Source organism: Lysobacter sp. DMC104 (assembly GCF_056313665.1).
Genome location: NZ_JBQUZW010000011.1, coordinates 1 through 17,813, shown reverse-complemented (window position 1 = coordinate 17,813; position 17,813 = coordinate 1). Strand labels below are relative to the sequence as shown.

Genomic DNA, 17,813 nt, shown 5'->3' with positions numbered 1-17,813 from the left:
CGTGTGCGCGTCGCTCAATCCACGCGCGGCGGCGGAGGCGGCGGGGGCGGCATCGGCGCTTCGGGGGCGGCCGGCGCCGGGCCGTCCTTCGACGGCATGGGTGGCATCGGCGGCATGTCGGGCAGCGGGGGCATGGGCGGCATGGGCGGGATCGACGCGATCGGCATCGCCTTCGGCACCCTGATCTTCGCCGACGCGCTCTTGCGGTCGCGCAGGTAATCCACCGGCACGCTGCTGTCGGCCGGCTTGCCGCGCAGCGCGTCCATCACCGCGCGCGGCGTGTCCACCGGCTTGCCGTCGACGCGCTGGATCACGTCGCCGGGCTGCAGGTTCTCCAATGCCGGCCCCGTGCTCAGCACCAGCACGCCCTTGTCGGTGCCGAAGTAGCGGCCCAGCTGCGCGTCCACCGATGCCAGGTTCAGGCCGTTCCAGCGGAAGGCTTCGGCCAGACGGCGCTCGCCGCCCGGCGCGTGCGGCGCAAAGCCGCCCATCGTGGCGTGCTGCACGCAGTCCTGGCCGCCGCCCTTGCATTCGATCCGGATCACTCGATGCCCGGCGCGCCCGTCTGCCGTGGGCGCATCGCCGGTGAAGGTGAAGACCTGCACGTCGCGATCGCCCGGCGGCGGCGCCATGCCGTCGGGCATCGCCATGTCGATCGCGTCGGCCTGCACTTCGGTGCGATCGCCGATGCGGCGCACGATCACGCTGCCGCCCGGCCGCATCATCCCGCCGTCGCCGGTGAAGATCATGATCCGCGGATCCAGCTTCGGCGTGACGGACACGTCGGCTTCGCGGCCGTCACGCGCGTAGGTCAGTTTCACCGCGGTCTTCTCGTCGCTGCCCTGCAGCAGCGCGCGCGCCGATTCCACGCGCGCTTCCGGCGATGGGCCGGCGATCGGCTTGCCGCCGATGCGCAGCAGGCGATCGCCGGTCTTCAGGCCGGCGGCCGCGGCGGCGCCGTCGGGGGTCACCCCGGCGATGCGCACGCCGGCGTCGGCATCCGGCGCCAGCAGCACGCCGATCACCGGTCGCGCCGGCATGCCGCCGAAATCGCGAGCGAAGTGCGGGGCGAAGCCAGGGCCCATGCGATGCCCGGTCAGTTCGGCGAGGCGTTTCGCGGCGCGTTCGAGGTCGGCGCGCGCGGCGTCGATCTCCTTCTGTTGCGCCGCGGTCGGCGGCTTGGGGGCGGCGGGGGGCGCGGGCGGTGCCGGCGGCGTCGGTGCGGCGGGCGCGGATTGCGAATGCACGACGCCGGCCAGCGGCAGTGCGGCCGCGACGGCGAGGGCGAGCAGGGAGGTGCGCGAGCGGGTCATGGGAACCTCGTGAGGGTGACGCGGAGAGAGACAGGGATCAGGAATGAAGAGCGGGACGAGACGTGCTCAGTCGATGCTGACCAGCGCGCCGTCGAGGCGGCGGCCGCTGGCGGCGAGTGCGCGCAGCTGGCTTTCGAGTCCGGCGGCCTGTTGGAGCGTGTCGACCCGCGCCTGCCATAGCCGCAGCTGTTCGCTCGCAGGCAGCGCCGGCTGTGCGAGATGCGCATCGATCGCGGCGAGCTCGGCGTCGTAATCGCCGGCCAGCGCCGCGGCCGGGCCACTGTCGACGCGGGTATCACGGGCCAGCGCCAGCAGCGATTCCAGCTGCGCGGACGTCGCGTACAGCGTGTCGAGCGCAGTGCGGTTGTCGGCATCGGTCGACGCGGGCGTCGCGTCGGCGAGGATCGGTGCGGTGCCATGCGATGTCGCGGCAGCACGTCGCGGGGTCGCACGCGGCTTCGGGCGATCGACCCGGGCGAGTCGCGGTGCCGGCGTCGCGATGGGTGTCGCTTCGACCGGGGCATCGACCGGGGAGGTGATGACCGGCGTGGCCTGCGGCGTGTCGCGACGGGATGCCGGCGACGGGGCCGCGGCGACGGACGCGGCCGGTGCGGGCGCGACGGCATGCTCGTCCGCGCGACGCAGCGCGAACGGCAGCAGCGCCAGCGCACACAGGCCGGCGGCGAGCGCCAGGCCGATGCGACGCCGCCGCGTGCGTGCGGCGCGGCGCGCGGCGGCCTGCGCAAGCACGGGCCAGCGCGAGGCGTCGGGCGCGTCCTGCGGCAATGCGGCGAACGCCTCGCCCCAGCTTTGCGGGGCGGCCGGCGGGCCGGAAAACGGGGAACGGGATGCGTCAGCCATGGGCGGCCTCGCGGATGACGGCGGTTGCGGCAGGCGATGCGGCATCGGCGGCCGCATCGGGTTCGAGCAGCGCGCGCAGGCGGCGACCGCCGCGCGACAGCTGCGATTTCGAGAAGCTCGGCGTGCGCTGCATCAGCGCCGCGATCTCCTCGTGGGTGTAGCCCTCGGCGTGGTACAGCCACAGCACGGTGCGGGTGAGCGCCGGCAGCGCGTCCAGCGCGCGCTGCAACCGCGCGGCATCCGCGGCGGTGGCCGGCGGCGGGGTGACGTCGTCGACCGGATCGAGGTCGTCCAGCGCATCGCCGCCGGTCTCGGGGCGCCGGCGACGCAGCGCCATCAGCGCCTCGTTCACCGCGATCCGCCGCAGCCAGGCCCAGAACGGCGCGTCGTCGGTGCCGGTGCCGCGCCCGCGGAAATCGCCGATCCGGTCGAACGCCTTCAGCATGGTGTCCTGCAGCACGTCGGCGGCCAGCTCGCGTTCGCCGCAGACACGCAACGCGAGGGTGAACACCGGGCGCTCGAACCAGCGGTAGACCTGCTCGAACGCCGCGGCCTCGCCCCGGCGCAGGCGCACCAGCAGGACGTCGGGCACATCGATCGCGAAAGCGGAGGCGTTCGGGGTCATCTGAGAAGACAGGATGCGCCACGGGGCGAAACCGTCGCAGCCGGGCGATACCGTTCGTCGGCCCGCGCCGTCCCGTGGACGTCCCCGTCCGGCCCTATACTGGCCGCCACTCGGCAGGGAGGGTTCCAGATGGGTTCGTTCATCGGTTTCGTCGTCGTCGCGGTCGTCGCGATCTTCTTCTTCAAGGCCATCCGCATGGTGCCCCAGGGCTACGAGTGGACGGTCGAGGCCTTCGGCAAGTACACCCACACCATGTCGCCGGGCCTGCACCTGCTCATCCCGATCTACCAGGGCGTCGGCCGCAAGATCAACATGATGGAACAGGTGATGGACGTGCCCAGCCAGGACGTCATCACCAAGGACAACGCCGTGGTGAAGGTCGACGGCGTGGTGTATTTCCAGGTGCTCGACGCCGCCAAGGCCGCGTACGAGGTCGCCCAGCTCGAAGTGGCGATCCTCAACCTGGTGATGACCAACATCCGCACCGCGATCGGCTCGATGGACCTCGACGAATCGCTGTCCAAGCGCGACGAGATCAACGCCAAGGTGCTGACCGCGGTCGACCACGCCACGCACCCGTGGGGCATCAAGGTCAATCGCATCGAACTGAAGGACATCCAGCCGCCGCGCGACCTCGTCGCGTCGATGCAGCAGCAGAAGATGGCCGAGCAGAACAAGCGCGCCGCGGTGCTCGAAGCCGAAGGCGTCCGCCAGTCGGCGATCCTGCGCGCCGAAGGCGAGAAGCAGGCCGCGGTGCTGGAAGCCGAAGGCAAGCGCGAGGCCGCGTTCCGCGAGGCCGAGGCCCGCGAGCGCCTGGCCGAGGCCGAGGCGAAGGCGACGCAGATGGTGTCCGACGCCATCGCCGGCGGCAACGTCAACGCCATCAACTACTTCGTCGCCCAGAAGTACATCGAGGCGTTCAAGGCGCTGGCCGAGGCGCCGAACCAGAAATTCGTGATGCTGCCGATGGAATCCAGCGGCGTGCTCGGCTCGCTGGCCGGCATCACCGAACTGGCGAAGGAAGCGCTGAACCACCAGCAGCAGGGCGGTGCGAAGCCGCCGTCGATCCCGCGCAGCGGAGGCTGAGCCATGGACTTCGGGATGCGTCCTGAGGTGTTTCTGTGGGCCGTCGCGGCGCTGGTGCTGGTCGGGCTGGAACTGCTCGCACCGGGCGCCTTCATGTTGTGGCTGGGCTTCGCCGCCGGCGCGCTCGCGCTGGTGGTGTGGCTGGTGCCCGGGCTGTCGTTCCTGGTGCAGGCGGTGCTGTTCGTCGTCCTCGCGGCGATCTCGGTGCAGATCTCGCGCAAGTGGTTCCGCGGCCGCGAATCCTCCGCCGACCGCTCCACCCTCAACCGTCGCGCCGAACAACTGGTCGGCCGCGTGGTGCCGCTGGAAAGCGCGATCGCGCAGGGCGCCGGACGCGTGCAGATCGCCGATGCGTTCTGGCAGGTCAGCGGCCCCGACCTGCCCGCCGGTGCCAACGTGCGCATCGTCGACGTGCACGGCATGATCCTGAAAGTGGAAGCGGCCGACTGACCGGCCGCATCGAACGTCGATCGAGGAGATTCCCCATGACCATGTCGATCCGCCCCGCCCGCGTGCTTCCGCACCTGCCCGTCGCCGGCCTGTGCGTCGCGCTGCTGGCGCTCGCCGCTTGCGGCCACGACGCCGCGCCCGCGACGGATGCCGCGACGACGGCCACGCCTGCCGCGACGCCGGCCGATGCCGCCACGATGCCGGCGCCCGCGACCACTGCGCCCGCGGCGCAGCCCGATGCACCGGCCAGCGGCGCCGCGGCGCTGGTCGGCCTGGTCGTGCCGCCGTATCCCGACGGTCTCAGCGAGATCGCCGGCAGTTGCGTGCCCAGCGGTGCCGGCCTGGATCGTGTCTGCGACTTCGGCATCGCGATGGTCGGCGATGCCGCCAAGGGCGCGTCGGCCGCGATGGCGCGCTTCGTCACCGCCTCGCGCAAGGCCGATCCGGGCGCCGACGGCAAGCCGCGCTGGCAGGTGCTGGATGCCGTCGACGTGCCGCAGCTCCCGCCCGGGTACGAGATGCAGCTGGGCGCCTGCAAGCTCGGCGGCAAGGACGCGCCGGGCGTCATCGCCATCGTGCGCTACGGTGCCGGCGAGACCAGCGCCGACCTGCACTGGGTCCGCCGCTTCGATACCGACGCCGGCAAGCTGGTCGAGGTGGAGACGGCGCAGGTGAGCTGCGCGAACCCCGCCGCCGGCGTCTGACCGCACGTTTGCCCGCCCCGGAGGTGGACCATCCGCGGGCGGGGTCTGGGATAATGCCGGACTTTCGGCAGCCAGGCCCCGCGATGACGCTCAAGACGATCCTCAACGATGCCCACCGCGCCCTCGGCGCGAAGATGGTCGATTTCGGCGGCTGGGACATGCCGCTCAGCTACGGCTCGCAGCTCGACGAGCATCACCAGGTGCGTCGCGACGCCGGCATGTTCGACGTCTCGCACATGACCGTGGTCGACCTGCGCGGCGCCCGCACCCGCGAATTCCTGCGCCGCCTCGTCGCCAACAGCGTCGACAAGCTGCAGAAGCCGGGCAAGGCGCTCTACACCTGCATGCTCAACGAACGCGGCGGCGTGGTCGACGACCTCATCGTCTACTTCCTGGCCGAGGACTTCTTCCGCCTCGTGGTGAACGCCGCCACCCGCGACAAGGACCTCGCGTGGATCGCCGCGCAGGCCGCGCCGTTCGGCGTGGAGATGACCGAGCGCGCCGAGCTGGCGATGATCGCCGTGCAGGGCCCCAACGCCCGCGAGAAGACGCTGGGCCTGCTCTCGCCCGACACCGCGCCTGCCGCCGCGAAGATCACCCGCTTCGCCGCGACCGAAGCCACGCTGCGCGACGGCACGCCGCTGTTCCTCGCCCGCACCGGCTACACCGGCGAGGACGGCTTCGAGATCGTCGTGCCGCAGGAGCGCGCGGTCGCGCTGTGGGACGCGCTGCTGGCCGCGGGCGTGAAGCCGGCCGGCCTCGGCGCGCGCGACACGCTGCGCCTGGAAGCCGGCATGAACCTCTACGGACAGGACATGGACGAGGACACCACGCCGTTCGAGGCCGCGCTGGCCTGGACCGTCGCCCTTGACGCGGGTCGCGACTTCAACGGGCGTGCCGCGCTCGAAGCACAGCAGGCCGCGGGCGTGCCGCGCCGCATGATCGGCCTGGTGATGGACGAGAAGGGCGTGCTGCGCCACGGCCAGACCGTGCGCACCGCCGCCGGCGACGGCGAGATCCTTTCCGGCACTTTCTCGCCCACGCTCGGCAAGGCGATCGCCTTCGCGCGGGTGCCGGCGGGCGAACTCGGCGACGTCCGCGTCGACATCCGCGGCCGCGATGTCCCCGTGCGCGTCGTCAAGTTTCCGTTCGTGCGCGACGGCAAGGCGCAGGAAGGCATTTGACCGCCGGCCCAGCGCTTCTAAACTAGACGCATTCCTCCACTTTCACCGCCACCCCTGCGGAGCCCACGATGAGCGACATCCCCGGCGATCTGAAGTTCATGAAGTCCCACGAATGGGCCCGCGTCGAAGGAGACGGCAAGGTCACCGTGGGCATCTCCGACCACGCGCAGGGCCTGCTCGGCGACCTGGTCTACGTCGAGCTGCCGAACATCGGCGACCGCGTCGAGGCCGGCAATGCCTGCGCCGTCGTCGAGTCGGTGAAGGCCGCCTCCGACGTCTACGCGCCGGTCAGCGGCACCGTCGTCGCGGTCAACGCGCCGCTCGCCGACAAGCCGGAAACCATCAACGAGGACGCCTACGGCGAAGGCTGGCTGTTCGTCCTGGAGATCGAGGACGCCGACCAGCTCAACGAACTCCTCGGTCCCGACGACTACGCCGAACTGCTGGAAGACGAGGAACACTGACCTCGTCCGGCGCGCGGCGCACCGCCGCGCCGTCGACATCGCGAAGCCGTCCGCCACCGCGGACGGCTTTTTTCTTGCCTGTCGCCGTGCGCATCGATGCCGCGCGAGGCGACGATCGCGGCGTCGGCGAGCGCATCGTGCATGCGCCGATCGCACGTCGATCGCGCGCGCATCGCGCTGCCGGCCGGGCCGATCGCGCCATCGGAGGCCGCGCATTGTTCGCGCAGTTCCGCGCATTCGGGCTTGTGCGACGCGAAATCCGGTCCGTTCCGACGAACGTCGAACGATCCGCTTTCGCCAGCCTTCATCCGTGCCTGCGGATGCGCCGGCACGCGCCGCCGACGAGCCGTCTTCGGGCGTCGTCGCGCAAACGCGTGGAACAAAACCGCTGAAAAAAAGATGTTTCGTTTCGCGGCGTCGCGCGCGTTCGGCATGCGTGCTTGCGGTGGTGCACGTCGCATGCGTGCTCCCCGATGCACCGCGCGCGGCGCGCACGCGAAGCGTCGCGCGATTTTTTTCGCGTCGGGGTGTTGACAGTGGAAAAAACCGTGATTAGGTTTCGCCCCAAGTGTCGCCTGCGCAGAAGTGAGTGAGTCCCTCCAAGACGAAAACGCGAAGCACAATCAGGACTTCCTTCCGGACCTCGGTTCCGGTGGAAACAGGCTTCGTCTCCTTCGCAAAACGCCACGTCGTCACCGGGCTCTCCCGCCCGCGCCTTTTCGCCCGAAGTCGGGATGACGCCGGGATGAGTCATGTCTGCTGCGACATCGTCGCGACGGATGCGGGGCGGTTCGACGTTGTCGTGTCTTTCCTCCGGTCGTCGCGGTCGCGACGCCGGGCCGAATCCGTACCGGCTTGCCTAGTGCGCCGGCGGTGGATGGCGGGTCCGACTCCCGCGATCCGTTTGATGTCTGGGCCGTAATACCCAACGCAAGTCCACTGACGAGGAGAGCCATACCATGGCTGCGAAGAAAGCTGCGAAGAAGGCCGTCAAGAAGGCCGCCAAGAAAACCGTGAAGAAGGCGGCGAAGAAGGCCGTCCGCAAGACCGCCGCGAAGAAGGCCGCCAAGAAGGTCGCCAAGAAGCCGGCGAAGAAGGCCGCCAAGAAGGCCGTGAAGAAGACCGCGAAGAAGGCCGCCAAGAAGACTGCGAAGAAGGCTGCCAAGAAGACCGCGAAGAAGGCTGCCAAGAAGACCGCGAAGAAGGCTGCGAAGAAGCCCGCCGCGAAGAAGGCCGCCAAGAAGGCTGCGAAGAAGCCGGCGAAGAAGGTTGCCAAGAAGCGCGCGAAGAAGGCTGCGCCGGCCGCCGCTCCGGCTGCTGTCGAGCCGATGGCGTAATCGCGTCACCCCGATCTGCGTCACCCGAACTCCCTCTCCGCGCCGCCCAGGCGGAGAGGGAGTTTTTTTATGCCTGTCGTCCGGGATGCGCTTCCGTCATCGGACGTCGGCAGCGCGATGCCGCCCGTGCGCCGGGCGCACGGATATGAAGCGCGTGGGGAGAACGATTTACTCGGGCTTCGCGTCCGAGACCGAGCTTTCCGCGCCGCCGCCGGCCGCCGGCGGATCCGGCAGCTTCGGCAGGCCCTGAGCGTAAAGCCCTTCCTCCAGCGGTTCGGGCTCGCTGTCCAGCCACTGCTGCGGCGGCAGGCCGAGGGCGCGATCGAGGACGGTCGGCAGCAGCCCCGACGGGGCGCCGCTGTTGGCGTTCCAGAGGATGACGACGCCGAGGTCGCGTTCGGGCAGCAGCGCGATCGCGCCGCGATAGCCCTGCACCGCGCCGCCGTGGAAGACCACGCGGTGGCCGGCATAGTCGAACACGCGCCAGCCCAGGCCGTAGCCGGCGGCGTCGAGTCGCACGCTGCGCCACTTCGACCCGCGGGTCTCGGCGGGCGTGTCGATCAGCGGCGCGTGCAGCGTCGCCAGCAGCGCGGACGGCAGCACGTCGGGGCGATGCCCGGTCTGTGCGACCAGCCACTGCGCCATGTCGCTGATGCTGGCGTTGACGCCCGCCGCGGGCGCGACGCGGTAGTAGCTCGGCTTGGGCATCACCGACGACCAGCCGCGTGCGACGCGCACGTGCGGCTTCGCCCAGCGCGGGCTGGCCTGGATGCCGTCGAGGCCGTAGCTCGCGTCGCGCATGCCCAGCGGTGCGAACACGCGCTGCGTCACCCACTGCTCGAAGGGTTCGCCGCTGGCGCCGCGGACGACGTCGCCGATCAGGCTGTAGGCGATGTTCTGGTAGGCGTAGCACTCGCCGGGCGCGCACTGCATCGGCGTGTACGCCATCTTGCGCACCAGCGAGGCGTATTCGGCGTTGCCTTCGAGATCGCGATCGAAGGCGTTGTGGCCAAGGCCGACGCGATGGCTCAGTACGTCGGCGACGGTGAGCTCCAGCGCTGCGCGCGGCTCGGAGAACTGCAGGGTGGGGTAGTAGTCGACGACGCGGCTGTCCCAGCGCAGGCGGCCCTGGTTGACCAGCAGGCCGGTGGCGGTGGAGGCGAAGGACTTCGACAGCGAGGCCAGCCGGAACACGGTGTGTTCGTCGACGGTCTCGGGGCGGTTCACGTCGGTGATGCCGTAGCCGCGGGCGCTGAGGACGCGACCGCCCTGCACGATCGCCATCGCCAGGCCGGGGACCTTCTGGCCGTTGACCAGCCCCTGCGCCAGCGTCTCGAATTCGGTGACGTTGAAGCCCGTCGCCGGCGGCACGACCCGCAGGCTGCTGCCCGGGAACACGCGGACCATCGTGGCGCGCGGCGAGTACACGCTGGCGTTGCCGAGCACCGCGCCGTCGCCGAGGCTGCTGTCCCAGCGCAGCGAGGTCTGCGCCGACACGCCGGCGGACAGCGGCAGCAGCAAGGCACTCAGTCCGGCGGCGATGGCGAGCAGCGGGAACCGTCGGCGCAGGCGTTGCGCGCGGGCAGGTGTCGGTGCGGAACGGCGCCGGTACTCGTCTTTCATCGCTCTTGCCCCCTGCGTATGCTTCGCCTGCGGGTCGATCATGTGGTTCGATCGCGCGGGGCGATCGCGTGAAGGGTCGCGTCGGTGCGTCCGTCCGCTGTGGCGGACGTGCCCGGTCTTCCGCCGGGCTTCCGGCGATCATAGCGTCCCTTCCGCGGTTTGCATGAACAAGGGGAGGTTTGGTGGTTATTTTGTTGATCCTGCTCGCAATTCCGGCGTTCGTTCGTGTGCGGGCGGTCGCAATCGGCCATCACTCGGCCGGGGCCGCCCCGGGTGGTCGCTGGCATCTTCGCGCCGCATCACGGGTGGCGTTCTGATCCACCGTCCTCTCCCGCATCGCGACACAGGCCGGCGCTGCCTCCTGCGTCCGTCCTCCGACGCTCTCCCCGCATGAACGTCTTCGACCGCCAGGCCGCCGCGCGCCTCGCCGCGCTCCGCCTCGTGCTGCTGTTCGCGCTGGCGGTGGCCGGCCTCGTGCTGGCCGTCGATTTCGTGGCGTGGCTGCCCGTCGCCGCGAAGGACACCGCCACGCCCGGCGAGACGCTGGGTCTGCTGGCGCTGGTCTCGCTGGGCGTGCTGGCCGTCATCGGCCTCGGCTCGCTGTCCCGCATCGCCGGTCTGTCCGGCGGCGGCGAAGCCGTGGCGCGCCAGATGGGCGGCGTGCCGGTGCCGGAGCAGAGCCGCGATCCGCAGCTGCGGCGGCTGCGCGGCGTGGTCGAAGCGGTCGCGATCGCCTCCGGCGTGCCGATGCCGACGCTGCACGTGCTGGAGCACGAATCCGGCATCAACGCCTTCGTCGCCGGACACGGGACGGCCGACGCCGCGATCGTGGTGACGCGCGGCGCGCTGGAGCGACTCGGTCGCGACGAGTTGCAGGGCGTGGTCGCGCATGCCTTCAGCCGCATGCTCCACGGCGACATGCGCCTCGACATGCACCTGGCGGGGCTGCTGTCCGGCCTGCTGTTGCCGTCGATCGCCGGCAGCAGGATCCTCGAATACGGCCACGCGTCCGGCGGCTGGCGGAACGCGGGCGCGATGCCGGCCATGGTGCTGGCGTCGCTGGCGATTGTGGTCGGCATCCCGGGCCTGTGGTTCGCGCGGTTGATCAAGGCCGGCACGAGCCGCTCGCGTGCACGGTTGGCGGATGCCGCCGCGGTGCAGTCCATGGGGCAGACCGCGGGTCTGGCGGGTGCGCTGAAGAAGATTGCCGCCGTGTCCGGCGGTGCGACGCTGTCCCGGCGCGCCGAGGCCGAGGACATCGGCCACATGTTGTTCGCGGACGGCGCGGGCTTGCAGGGGCTCTTCGCGACGCACCCGCCGCTGCTGCAACGCATCCGCGCGCTGGAGCCGACGTTCGACGCGACACAGTTGTCGGCGCTGCAACGGCGCTGGGCGGCCGAGCTTCCCGACGGCATGGCCGAGGACGTGCGCAGGCGCCCGGGAGCCGAGGCCGCGACGCTGCCTGCCGTGGAGACGACGTTCGCGGCGAACCCGCCGGCGATCGCCGCGCAGGTGGCGCAGCCGACCGCCGCGGACGACCTCCGCGCCGGTGCCATCCTCGCCGCGCTGCCGGCGGCGGTGCGCGCGCTGGCCGCCGATCGCGAGAGCGTGGTGCCGCTGGTGGTCGGCCTGCTGCTGGACGCCGATCCGGCGGTGCGCGCGCGCCAGCACACCGAGATCGCCGCGCGCCTCGGCAAGCAGGCGGCCGTGCACGCGCAGGCGCTGCGTGACGAGCATCTGCTGGCACTGCATCCGATGCTGTACCTGCCGCTGGCGGCGCTGGCCTTCCCGGTGCTGGGCCAGCGTCCGCGCGCGATGGTCGGCCTGGTCCTGGATGCGGTGCATGCGGCGGTGAACACAGACGGCCGCATGTCGCTGTTCGAGTACGGCCTCGGGACGCTGCTTCAATCGCAGATGCGCGAAGCGCTGGATCCGGCGCGGCATGCGCCGTTCGGTCGCGGCCGGCTGGACGAGGCCCGCGACGCGGTCGCGGTGTTGCTGGCGACGGTCGCACGCGCCAGCCATGCCGACGCGCAGGACGCGCGTCGCGCGTGCCTTGCGGGCCTCCAGCGCGCGTTCCCGCAGCACGCCGTCGACGACGTGCCGCCGGCGAACGGCGTGCTGGCGCTGGATCCGGTGTGGCCCGTGCTCGACGCCCTCGCGCCCGAGGGCAAGCAGCGGCTGGTCGAAGCGCTGGCCGCCGCCGCGAGCCACGATGGTCGCATCACGGTCGCGAACGCCGAACGGCTGCGCTGCGTGTGCGCGGTGCTGCATTGCCTGCTGCCGCCGATGCTGGAACGGGCATAGCGCGACGCCTGGCGCGACGTGGCGACGTCGATCAGGCGACGCGTTGTCGCCTCAGAGTTCGCTCGGGCCTTCCGCCAGCGGCGCGATCTTCTTCAGCAGCCGGTCGATCGCGGTCTCGTACTCGCCTTCGTCGGCGAAGTCGCGGAATTCGCCCGCGTCGTAGAAGCGGCCGTAGCAGAACTTGCAGCTCTCGAAGCGGATGTGCGGCTGGTGCGGGTCCACCATGTGGATCAGCGGGTAATGACCGCAGGCCGGGCAGAGGATGACCTGCGCCGCCGGCGCGGTGGGGTCGAAGGTCGCGTCCGTCGGCGGCGGCGCGGGTTCGACCAGGTCGATGCGTTCGGCCTCTTCGCGCAGCTGCTCGTGGGCCATGATCTCGAACCACATGCCCTGGCACGCGCTGCAACGCTGCACGGTCTCCTCGGTGTCGGGCACCGGGGTCATGGGGGCATGGCACTTGGGGCACTGCATGGCGCGTCCGTCGTCGGCGGGAGGAGCCGACATTCTGCCGGACGGTCCCGGCGCCCGCGAGCGGGGCTCAGTCGCCCAGCGACTTGACGAAGCGTACCGCGCCGTCGGTGAAGCCGCAGGCGCGGTAGAAGGCGTGGGCCTCGGTGCGGTGGCCGGCGCTGGTCACTTCCAGGCGGGCGGCGCCGCCGGCGCGGGCGCGGCGTTCGGCGTCGCGCAGCAGGGCGCGGCCCACGCCGTGGCCGCGGGCGTCGTCGCTCACCACCAGCGCGGTGACGCGGCAGGTGGTGGTGCCCAGCGGCAGGTAGTACATGAAGTCCAGCGACAGCAGGCCGCAGGCGACGCCGCGCAGGCGCGCCAGCAGCAGCGCCTGGCGATCGTTGTGCAGGACGGCGGCGATGCGTTCGGCGGCGTCGTCGGGATCGCAGGGATAGCCGAGGGCGCCGAGCAGCGCCGCCACCTCGTCGGCATCGGCCGGGGTGGCGTTGCGCAGGTCGAGGTCGACCTCGACCGGGGAAGCGGACATCCCCGCGCCGCTCATCGGTCAGCGAGTGCCGTAGACGACCACGGTCTTGCCGCGGGCGTGCAGCTTGCCGTCGACCTGGAGCTTCTTCAGCACGCGGCCGGCCATCTCGCGGGAGCAGCCGACCAGTCGCGCCAGTTCCTGGCGGGAGACGCGCAACTGGGTGCCCTGCGGGTGGCTCATGGCCTCGGGTTCGCGGGTCAGGTCGTGCAGCGCGCGGATGATGCGGTCGGTGACGTCCAGGAAGGCCAGGCGGCCGGCCTTGCGGCTGGTGTCCAGCAGGCGGCGCGACAACTGGGCGCCGATGGCGTAGATCAGCTGCGCGGCGTCGCCGGCCAGCGGACCTTCCAGCAACTGGTACAGGCGCTCGTAGCCGATCTCGGCCAGTTCGCACTGGGTGCGGGTGCGCAGCACCACCTCGCGGCGGTCGCTTTCGACGAACAGGCCCATCTCGCCCACGAATTCGCCCGGGCCGAAGTAACCCAACACCAGTTCGCGACCGTCCTCTTCCTCGGTGATGATGCTGACCGAGCCCGAGATCACGTAGTACAGGGTCCCGGCCGGGTCGCCCGGACGGAAGACTTCCGTGCGCGGCGGATAGCGGCGGCGGTGGCAGTGCGAGAGGAAGCGCTCGATGGTCGCCACCGTGGGCGCGAGCGGATTGGCATTCCGTCGAAGGGGAGTCAGCGTGGCCACGGGGGGTCGGTTCATGCGAGCCTGAACGTATGAAAGGGCAAGAGTAGGCGTTTGTCACGATTCCGGCAAACGGCACCGTATCCTCCCGACAGGATACGCAGCTTGATGCTGCGCCGCCGCAATGGCTCGCCCCCGTTGCCGCAATGCCGCATAATCGCGCCCCCGTCCAACGCCCCCAGAGGAACCGATGCCGTGGTCAAGCCGCTGCCGCGCCTGAAGCTGCAAGGTTTCAACAACCTGACCAAGTCGCTGTCCTTCAACATCTACGACGTCTGCTACGCCGCCTCCGAGGAAGAGCGTCAGCGCTACATCGCGTACATCGACGAGGAGTACAACGCCGACCGCCTCACCCAGATCCTCACCGACGTGGCGGAGATCATCGGCGCGAACATCCTCAACATCGCACGCCAGGACTACGACCCGCAGGGCGCGTCGGTGACCATCCTCATCTCCGAGGAGCCGGTGATCGACAAGAAGCAGGCCGGCAAGGAGATCATCTCCGATGCCGTGGTCGCGCACATGGACAAGTCGCACATCACCGTGCACACATATCCGGAAACCCATCCGGACAACGGCATCGCCACCTTCCGCGCCGACATCGACGTGTCGACCTGCGGCGTGATCTCGCCGCTGAAGGCGCTGAACTACCTGATCGAGAGCCTCGAGTCCGACATCGTGGTGATGGACTACCGCGTGCGCGGCTTCACCCGCGACATCAAGGGCAAGAAGCACTACATCGACCACAAGATCAACTCGATCCAGGACTACCTGGCCAAGAACATCAAGTCGCGCTACGAAATGCTCGACGTGAACGTCTACCAGGAGAACCTGTTCCACACGAAGATGCACCTCAAGGACTTCGACCTCGACCAGTACCTGTTCGAGGAGAAGGCCAAGAACCTCTCGTTCAAGGAACGCATGAAGGTCGAGGCGCGCCTGCGCCGCGAGATCGAGGAGCTGTACCAGGGCCGCAACCTGGTCGAGTGATTCGTTCGTGAGATGCATGCGAAAAAGCCGGCGAAAGCCGGCTTTTTCGTGTCCGCGGCCCGTGTTGCGCCAGACGCGGTCAGAGTCGGTACGCGACCGCCTTCATCAGCTTCGACGCCGTGGCCATCAGTGTCGGGATCGGCTGCGGCAGGCGTTTCGCGCCGGCGGCCTGGGCGTGGTCGGCGTGGCGGACTTCGTCGTCCTTCATCACTTCGAGGATCGCCCGGCTGCGTGCGTCGGCGGCGGGCAACGTGCGCAGGTGCTCTTGCAGGTGCGCCTCGACCTGGCGCTCGGTCTCGACCACGAAGCCGAGGTTCCAGCCGTCGCCGCGCAGGCCGGCGGCGAGCCCGATCGCGTAGCTGCCGGCGTACCACAGCGGGTTGAACACGCTGGGGCGGCTGTCGAGCTCGCGCAGGCGGTCCGCGCACCACGCGAGGTGGTCGGTTTCCTCCTGCGCGGCCGCGTGCAGTTGCGCGCGCGTGGCCGGGTCGCGCGCGACCGCGGCCTGGCCCACGTACAGCGCCTGCGCGCAGACCTCGCCGACGTGGTTGATGCGCATGAGGCCGGCGGCGTGGCGACGTTCGGCCTCGTCCAGCACCACGTCGGCTTCGCGCTCGCCCGGATTCGGCCGCTCGGCGCGCGGCGCGCCGGCGACGGTCTCCAGTGCGTTCTGCGCGTCGGCGAGCAGGCGGTCGAGCGGGGTGAGGTGTCGGGTCGCGGTCATGCCAGACATTCTGCGAGGAATTCCAGGGGATGTCGCACCGGCACGGCGGTGCCGTTCGCGAGGTGCAGGCGGCAGCCGATGTTCGCGCTGAGCACGACCGCGGCGCCGCTGCCGGCGAGCTGGTCCAGCAGCGGCTGCCGGAAGATCGCCGCCCGCGCCGGATCGTCCAGCATCGCGGTCCCGGCCGCGCCGCAGCAGCCGAAGCCGGCGTCGAGGTCGACGATCTCCAGCCCCGGCAGCCGCGCCAGCAGTGCGCGCAGGGCGCCGTCGCTGCGGACGACGTTCCGCTGCGTGCACGGCAGATGCAGCGCGATGCGCACGGTGCGCGGTGCGAACCGCAGCCGGTCGGCGCGTTCGGCGAGGACGTCGATGGCGTCGCGGACGACGGCTTGGCCGGAGAGCGCATCGGCGAGTGCCTCGTGGCAGCCGCTGGACAGCCCCAGCACCAGCGCGTGATCCGCGAACGCGGCGCGGTTGGCGTCGGCGAGCGTTGCCGCGCGGGCGGCGTCGCCGGCGTGTGCGTGCAGGCTGCCGCAGCAGGTCTGCGCCGACGGCGTTTCGAGCGCGATGCCGGCCGCGGCGGCCAGTCGCGCCACGGCGGCGAACAGCGCCGCGTCGTAGCCCCGCGCCACGCAACCGGTGAACAGCGCCGCGGTGGCGTCGGATGCAGGCATGTCGCGTGGCGGCGGGGTGCGTGCCGCAGGCGCCGGCGGTCGCGGCAGCGGCCGCGCGGCCCGGGGCAGCAGCGGCCAGACGCGCCGGTACACGTCGAGCAGCCGCGCCAGCGTCCGCGGCCGGGCCGCCAGCGCTTCGATCGCACGCTGGCGCGCGCCCGCGGGTCGTCGCGCGCGCTGCCGGACCCGGGCGCCGGTCAGCAGTGCACCGTAGTCCACGCCCGCCGGGCAGACCGCCTCGCAGCGGCGGCAGCCGAGGCAGGCGTCGAGGTGGTCATCGATGGCCTGCGTCGGCGCCAGCTCACCGGTGTCCAGTGCCCGCGCCAGCGCGATCCGGCCCCGCGGCGACTCGGCTTCCAGCCCGGCCAGGCGGTAGGTCGGGCACGTCGGCAGGCACAGCCCGCACTGCACGCAGCGGTCGGCGAGGGCGGCCAGGGACGGGGCGGGAGGCGCCGGGACGTTCATCCGGACATCTTCCGGGAAGCCGCCCGCTCGCGCGAGGCCGGACCCTGCGGCTTGCGACGACCCGCCCGCCGGGCTATCATCCCGCCTCTTTGCGGCCCCGGCTCCGGGTCCGCGAAGCCGCTCCACAGACAACGCGAGGCGACGTTCCGCCGGCCCAGCCGCCCGGAACCAGCCCGACCAGCGCACCTCAAGGCGCGCCCCAACCAGAGTTCCTTCATGAAGACTTTCACCGCAAAGAACGAGACCGTCCAGCGCGACTGGTACCTCGTCGACGCCAGCGGCAAGACGCTCGGCCGTCTCGCAGCCGAACTGGCCTACCGCCTCCGTGGCAAGCACAAGCCCGTCTACACCCCGCATGTCGATACCGGCGACTACTTCGTCGTGATCAACGCGGAGAAGATCGCGGTCACCGGCAACAAGCTGCTGGACAAGAAGTACCACCGCTTCACCGGCTACGTCGGCAACCTGAAGACCGAGACCCTCGCCCAGGCGCTGGAGCGCCATCCGGAGCGCGTGCTCGAGATCGCCGTGAAGGGCATGCTGCCGAAGAATCCGCTCGGTCGCGCCATGTACAAGAAACTCAAGGTGTACAAGGGTTCCGAACACCCGCACGCCGCCCAGCAGCCGCAAGTCCTGGAACTCTAACCGATGGCTACTCAGCAGAATTACGGCACCGGCCGTCGCAAGTCCTCCGTCGCCCGCGTCTTCCTGCGCAAGGGCACCGGCAACATCACCGTCAACGACCGTCCGCTGGACGAGTTCTTCGGCCGCGAGACCGCGCGCATGATCGTGCGCCAGCCGCTGGAACTGACCAAGACCGTCGACAAGTTCGATGTCGTCGTCACCGCGACCGGCGGCGGCACCACCGGCCAGGCCGGCGCCATCCGCCTGGGCATCGCCCGCGCGCTGGTCGAATACGACGAAACCCTGAAGTCCGAGCTGCGCAAGGCCGGCTTCATGACCCGCGACGCCCGCGAGGTCGAGCGCAAGAAGATCGGTCTGCACAAGGCCCGTCGCGCCACCCAGTTCTCCAAGCGTTGATCCGGCTTCGTCGCATCGGGACCCGTCGGGTCCCGATCGCGACTGGCTTGCGGCCCCGATTTGGCGTTACAATCGCGGTCCGCTCGCACTACAGCCCCGTCGCCAAGCGGTAAGGCACCTGACTCTGACTCAGGCATTCGGTGGTTCGAATCCATCCGGGGCTGCCATCTTCGAGACACCCGCCGCAAGGCGGGTGTCTTTTTTTTTGGTAATTCCTAACCTTTCCGGACCAAAGTGGGCCTTAGTTCCTGTATCGAAGTCTGCTTCAACAGCCTGAAAAT

The 17,813-nt window shown here is 70.6% G+C and carries 20 protein-coding genes and 1 tRNA gene; 11 read left to right on the top strand and 10 right to left on the bottom strand.

What is annotated here, in order from left to right; translation table 11 throughout:
• Window positions 1–14: 14 nt before the first annotated feature.
• From ACT53R_RS14280 to ACT53R_RS14270, 3 genes are all read right to left on the bottom strand, one after another.
• On the bottom strand, window positions 15–1,313 hold the full coding sequence (locus tag ACT53R_RS14280; protein WP_476172564.1) for a PDZ domain-containing protein: 1,299 nt from the start codon (window positions 1,311–1,313) through the stop codon (window positions 15–17).
• A gap of 66 nt (window positions 1,314–1,379) precedes the next feature.
• Window positions 1,380–2,174: a hypothetical protein gene (locus tag ACT53R_RS14275; protein WP_476172563.1), complete on the bottom strand. Its 795-nt coding sequence runs from the start codon at window positions 2,172–2,174 to the stop codon at window positions 1,380–1,382.
• Window positions 2,167–2,799, bottom strand: a complete 633-nt coding sequence (locus ACT53R_RS14270) for an RNA polymerase sigma factor (protein WP_476172562.1) — start codon at window positions 2,797–2,799, stop codon at window positions 2,167–2,169. The genes ACT53R_RS14275 and ACT53R_RS14270 overlap by 8 nt, the downstream gene beginning before the upstream one ends.
• Before the next feature lie 129 nt (window positions 2,800–2,928).
• Here ACT53R_RS14270 and ACT53R_RS14265 point away from each other — a divergent pair, with 129 nt between their 5' ends.
• The 5 genes from ACT53R_RS14265 to gcvH all read left to right on the top strand — a co-directional run bounded on the left by ACT53R_RS14265 (window position 2,929) and on the right by gcvH (window position 6,687).
• Entirely contained in the window at window positions 2,929–3,885 is a 957-nt protein-coding gene (locus ACT53R_RS14265; protein WP_476172561.1) for an SPFH domain-containing protein, read from the top strand.
• A 15-nt stretch (window positions 3,886–3,900) separates the two neighbouring features.
• Entirely contained in the window at window positions 3,901–4,335 is a 435-nt protein-coding gene (locus tag ACT53R_RS14260) for an NfeD family protein (protein WP_476172719.1), read from the top strand.
• Between the two features lie 35 nt (window positions 4,336–4,370).
• Window positions 4,371–5,039, top strand: a complete 669-nt coding sequence (locus ACT53R_RS14255) for a hypothetical protein (RefSeq protein WP_476172560.1) — start codon at window positions 4,371–4,373, stop codon at window positions 5,037–5,039.
• 83 nt (window positions 5,040–5,122) lie between these two features.
• Complete coding sequence (gcvT, locus tag ACT53R_RS14250) at window positions 5,123–6,223, top strand: glycine cleavage system aminomethyltransferase GcvT (RefSeq protein WP_476172559.1); 1,101 nt, start codon at window positions 5,123–5,125, stop codon at window positions 6,221–6,223.
• Window positions 6,224–6,291: 68 nt separating this feature from the next.
• A complete protein-coding gene (gcvH, locus tag ACT53R_RS14245) occupies window positions 6,292–6,687 on the top strand; it encodes a glycine cleavage system protein GcvH (protein WP_476172558.1) in 396 nt (131 codons plus the stop codon).
• On the opposite strand, the gene ACT53R_RS14240 is transcribed toward gcvH, so the two are convergent.
• Window positions 6,654–7,121 (bottom strand): hypothetical protein, encoded by a 468-nt coding sequence (locus ACT53R_RS14240; protein ID WP_476172557.1) that lies wholly within the window; start codon window positions 7,119–7,121, stop codon window positions 6,654–6,656. The genes gcvH and ACT53R_RS14240 overlap by 34 nt on opposite strands.
• Window positions 7,122–7,646: 525 nt before the next feature.
• Here ACT53R_RS14240 and ACT53R_RS14235 point away from each other — a divergent pair.
• Complete coding sequence (locus ACT53R_RS14235; protein WP_476172556.1) at window positions 7,647–8,024, top strand: hypothetical protein; 378 nt, start codon at window positions 7,647–7,649, stop codon at window positions 8,022–8,024.
• Between the two features lie 168 nt (window positions 8,025–8,192).
• On the opposite strand, the gene ACT53R_RS14230 is transcribed toward ACT53R_RS14235, so the two are convergent.
• Complete coding sequence (locus ACT53R_RS14230; RefSeq protein ID WP_476172555.1) at window positions 8,193–9,647, bottom strand: serine hydrolase domain-containing protein; 1,455 nt, start codon at window positions 9,645–9,647, stop codon at window positions 8,193–8,195.
• Between the two features lie 390 nt (window positions 9,648–10,037).
• Here ACT53R_RS14230 and ACT53R_RS14225 point away from each other — a divergent pair, with 390 nt between their 5' ends.
• Window positions 10,038–11,954 (top strand): M48 family metalloprotease, encoded by a 1,917-nt coding sequence (locus ACT53R_RS14225; RefSeq protein WP_476172554.1) that lies wholly within the window; start codon window positions 10,038–10,040, stop codon window positions 11,952–11,954.
• Between the two features lie 51 nt (window positions 11,955–12,005).
• Here the strand turns inward: ACT53R_RS14225 and ACT53R_RS14220 are convergent, their stop codons facing one another.
• The 3 genes from ACT53R_RS14220 to crp all read right to left on the bottom strand — a co-directional run bounded on the left by ACT53R_RS14220 (window position 12,006) and on the right by crp (window position 13,656).
• On the bottom strand, window positions 12,006–12,425 hold the full coding sequence (locus ACT53R_RS14220; protein ID WP_476172553.1) for a zf-TFIIB domain-containing protein: 420 nt from the start codon (window positions 12,423–12,425) through the stop codon (window positions 12,006–12,008).
• A 67-nt stretch (window positions 12,426–12,492) separates the two neighbouring features.
• Window positions 12,493–12,948, bottom strand: coding sequence for an N-acetyltransferase family protein (locus ACT53R_RS14215; protein ID WP_476172552.1), 456 nt, complete (start codon window positions 12,946–12,948; stop codon window positions 12,493–12,495).
• 18 nt (window positions 12,949–12,966) lie between these two features.
• Window positions 12,967–13,656 (bottom strand): cAMP-activated global transcriptional regulator CRP, encoded by a 690-nt coding sequence (gene crp / locus ACT53R_RS14210; RefSeq protein ID WP_476172551.1) that lies wholly within the window; start codon window positions 13,654–13,656, stop codon window positions 12,967–12,969.
• Window positions 13,657–13,833: 177 nt separating this feature from the next.
• Here crp and speD point away from each other — a divergent pair, with 177 nt between their 5' ends.
• Entirely contained in the window at window positions 13,834–14,628 is a 795-nt protein-coding gene (gene speD, locus ACT53R_RS14205) for an adenosylmethionine decarboxylase (RefSeq protein WP_476172550.1), read from the top strand.
• Window positions 14,629–14,707: 79 nt separating this feature from the next.
• Here speD and coq7 read toward each other — a convergent pair whose 3' ends face one another.
• A complete protein-coding gene (coq7, locus tag ACT53R_RS14200; protein WP_476172549.1) occupies window positions 14,708–15,352 on the bottom strand; it encodes a 2-polyprenyl-3-methyl-6-methoxy-1,4-benzoquinone monooxygenase in 645 nt (214 codons plus the stop codon).
• On the bottom strand, window positions 15,349–16,491 hold the full coding sequence (locus ACT53R_RS14195; protein WP_476172548.1) for a (Fe-S)-binding protein: 1,143 nt from the start codon (window positions 16,489–16,491) through the stop codon (window positions 15,349–15,351). The genes coq7 and ACT53R_RS14195 overlap by 4 nt, the downstream gene beginning before the upstream one ends.
• Window positions 16,492–16,707: 216 nt before the next feature.
• On the opposite strand from ACT53R_RS14195, the gene rplM reads away from it, so the two are divergent.
• From rplM to ACT53R_RS14180, 3 genes are all read left to right on the top strand, one after another.
• Window positions 16,708–17,136, top strand: a complete 429-nt coding sequence (gene rplM, locus ACT53R_RS14190) for a 50S ribosomal protein L13 (RefSeq protein WP_476172547.1) — start codon at window positions 16,708–16,710, stop codon at window positions 17,134–17,136.
• A gap of 3 nt (window positions 17,137–17,139) precedes the next feature.
• Window positions 17,140–17,532: a 30S ribosomal protein S9 gene (gene rpsI, locus ACT53R_RS14185; protein WP_476172546.1), complete on the top strand. Its 393-nt coding sequence runs from the start codon at window positions 17,140–17,142 to the stop codon at window positions 17,530–17,532.
• 92 nt (window positions 17,533–17,624) lie between these two features.
• Window positions 17,625–17,699 (top strand) — tRNA-Gln (locus ACT53R_RS14180).
• The last annotated feature ends 114 nt before the right edge of the window (window positions 17,700–17,813 follow it).

Bases quoted from the DNA above. Each gene is read 5' to 3' on its own strand.
- ACT53R_RS14280 (WP_476172564.1), bottom strand. From the start codon at position 1,313: ATGACCCGCTCGCGCACCTCCCTGCTCGCCCTCGCCGTCGCGGCCGCA.
- ACT53R_RS14275 (WP_476172563.1), bottom strand. From the start codon at position 2,174: ATGGCTGACGCATCCCGTTCCCCGTTTTCCGGCCCGCCGGCCGCCCCG.
- ACT53R_RS14270 (WP_476172562.1), bottom strand. From the start codon at position 2,799: ATGACCCCGAACGCCTCCGCTTTCGCGATCGATGTGCCCGACGTCCTG.
- ACT53R_RS14265 (WP_476172561.1), top strand. From the start codon at position 2,929: ATGGGTTCGTTCATCGGTTTCGTCGTCGTCGCGGTCGTCGCGATCTTC.
- ACT53R_RS14260 (WP_476172719.1), top strand. From the start codon at position 3,901: ATGCGTCCTGAGGTGTTTCTGTGGGCCGTCGCGGCGCTGGTGCTGGTC.
- ACT53R_RS14255 (WP_476172560.1), top strand. From the start codon at position 4,371: ATGACCATGTCGATCCGCCCCGCCCGCGTGCTTCCGCACCTGCCCGTC.
- gcvT (WP_476172559.1), top strand. From the start codon at position 5,123: ATGACGCTCAAGACGATCCTCAACGATGCCCACCGCGCCCTCGGCGCG.
- gcvH (WP_476172558.1), top strand. From the start codon at position 6,292: ATGAGCGACATCCCCGGCGATCTGAAGTTCATGAAGTCCCACGAATGG.
- ACT53R_RS14240 (WP_476172557.1), bottom strand. From the start codon at position 7,121: ATGCCGAACGCGCGCGACGCCGCGAAACGAAACATCTTTTTTTCAGCG.
- ACT53R_RS14235 (WP_476172556.1), top strand. From the start codon at position 7,647: ATGGCTGCGAAGAAAGCTGCGAAGAAGGCCGTCAAGAAGGCCGCCAAG.
- ACT53R_RS14230 (WP_476172555.1), bottom strand. From the start codon at position 9,647: ATGAAAGACGAGTACCGGCGCCGTTCCGCACCGACACCTGCCCGCGCG.
- ACT53R_RS14225 (WP_476172554.1), top strand. From the start codon at position 10,038: ATGAACGTCTTCGACCGCCAGGCCGCCGCGCGCCTCGCCGCGCTCCGC.
- ACT53R_RS14220 (WP_476172553.1), bottom strand. From the start codon at position 12,425: ATGCAGTGCCCCAAGTGCCATGCCCCCATGACCCCGGTGCCCGACACC.
- ACT53R_RS14215 (WP_476172552.1), bottom strand. From the start codon at position 12,948: ATGTCCGCTTCCCCGGTCGAGGTCGACCTCGACCTGCGCAACGCCACC.
- crp (WP_476172551.1), bottom strand. From the start codon at position 13,656: ATGAACCGACCCCCCGTGGCCACGCTGACTCCCCTTCGACGGAATGCC.
- coq7 (WP_476172549.1), bottom strand. From the start codon at position 15,352: ATGACCGCGACCCGACACCTCACCCCGCTCGACCGCCTGCTCGCCGAC.
- ACT53R_RS14195 (WP_476172548.1), bottom strand. From the start codon at position 16,491: ATGAACGTCCCGGCGCCTCCCGCCCCGTCCCTGGCCGCCCTCGCCGAC.
- rplM (WP_476172547.1), top strand. From the start codon at position 16,708: ATGAAGACTTTCACCGCAAAGAACGAGACCGTCCAGCGCGACTGGTAC.
- rpsI (WP_476172546.1), top strand. From the start codon at position 17,140: ATGGCTACTCAGCAGAATTACGGCACCGGCCGTCGCAAGTCCTCCGTC.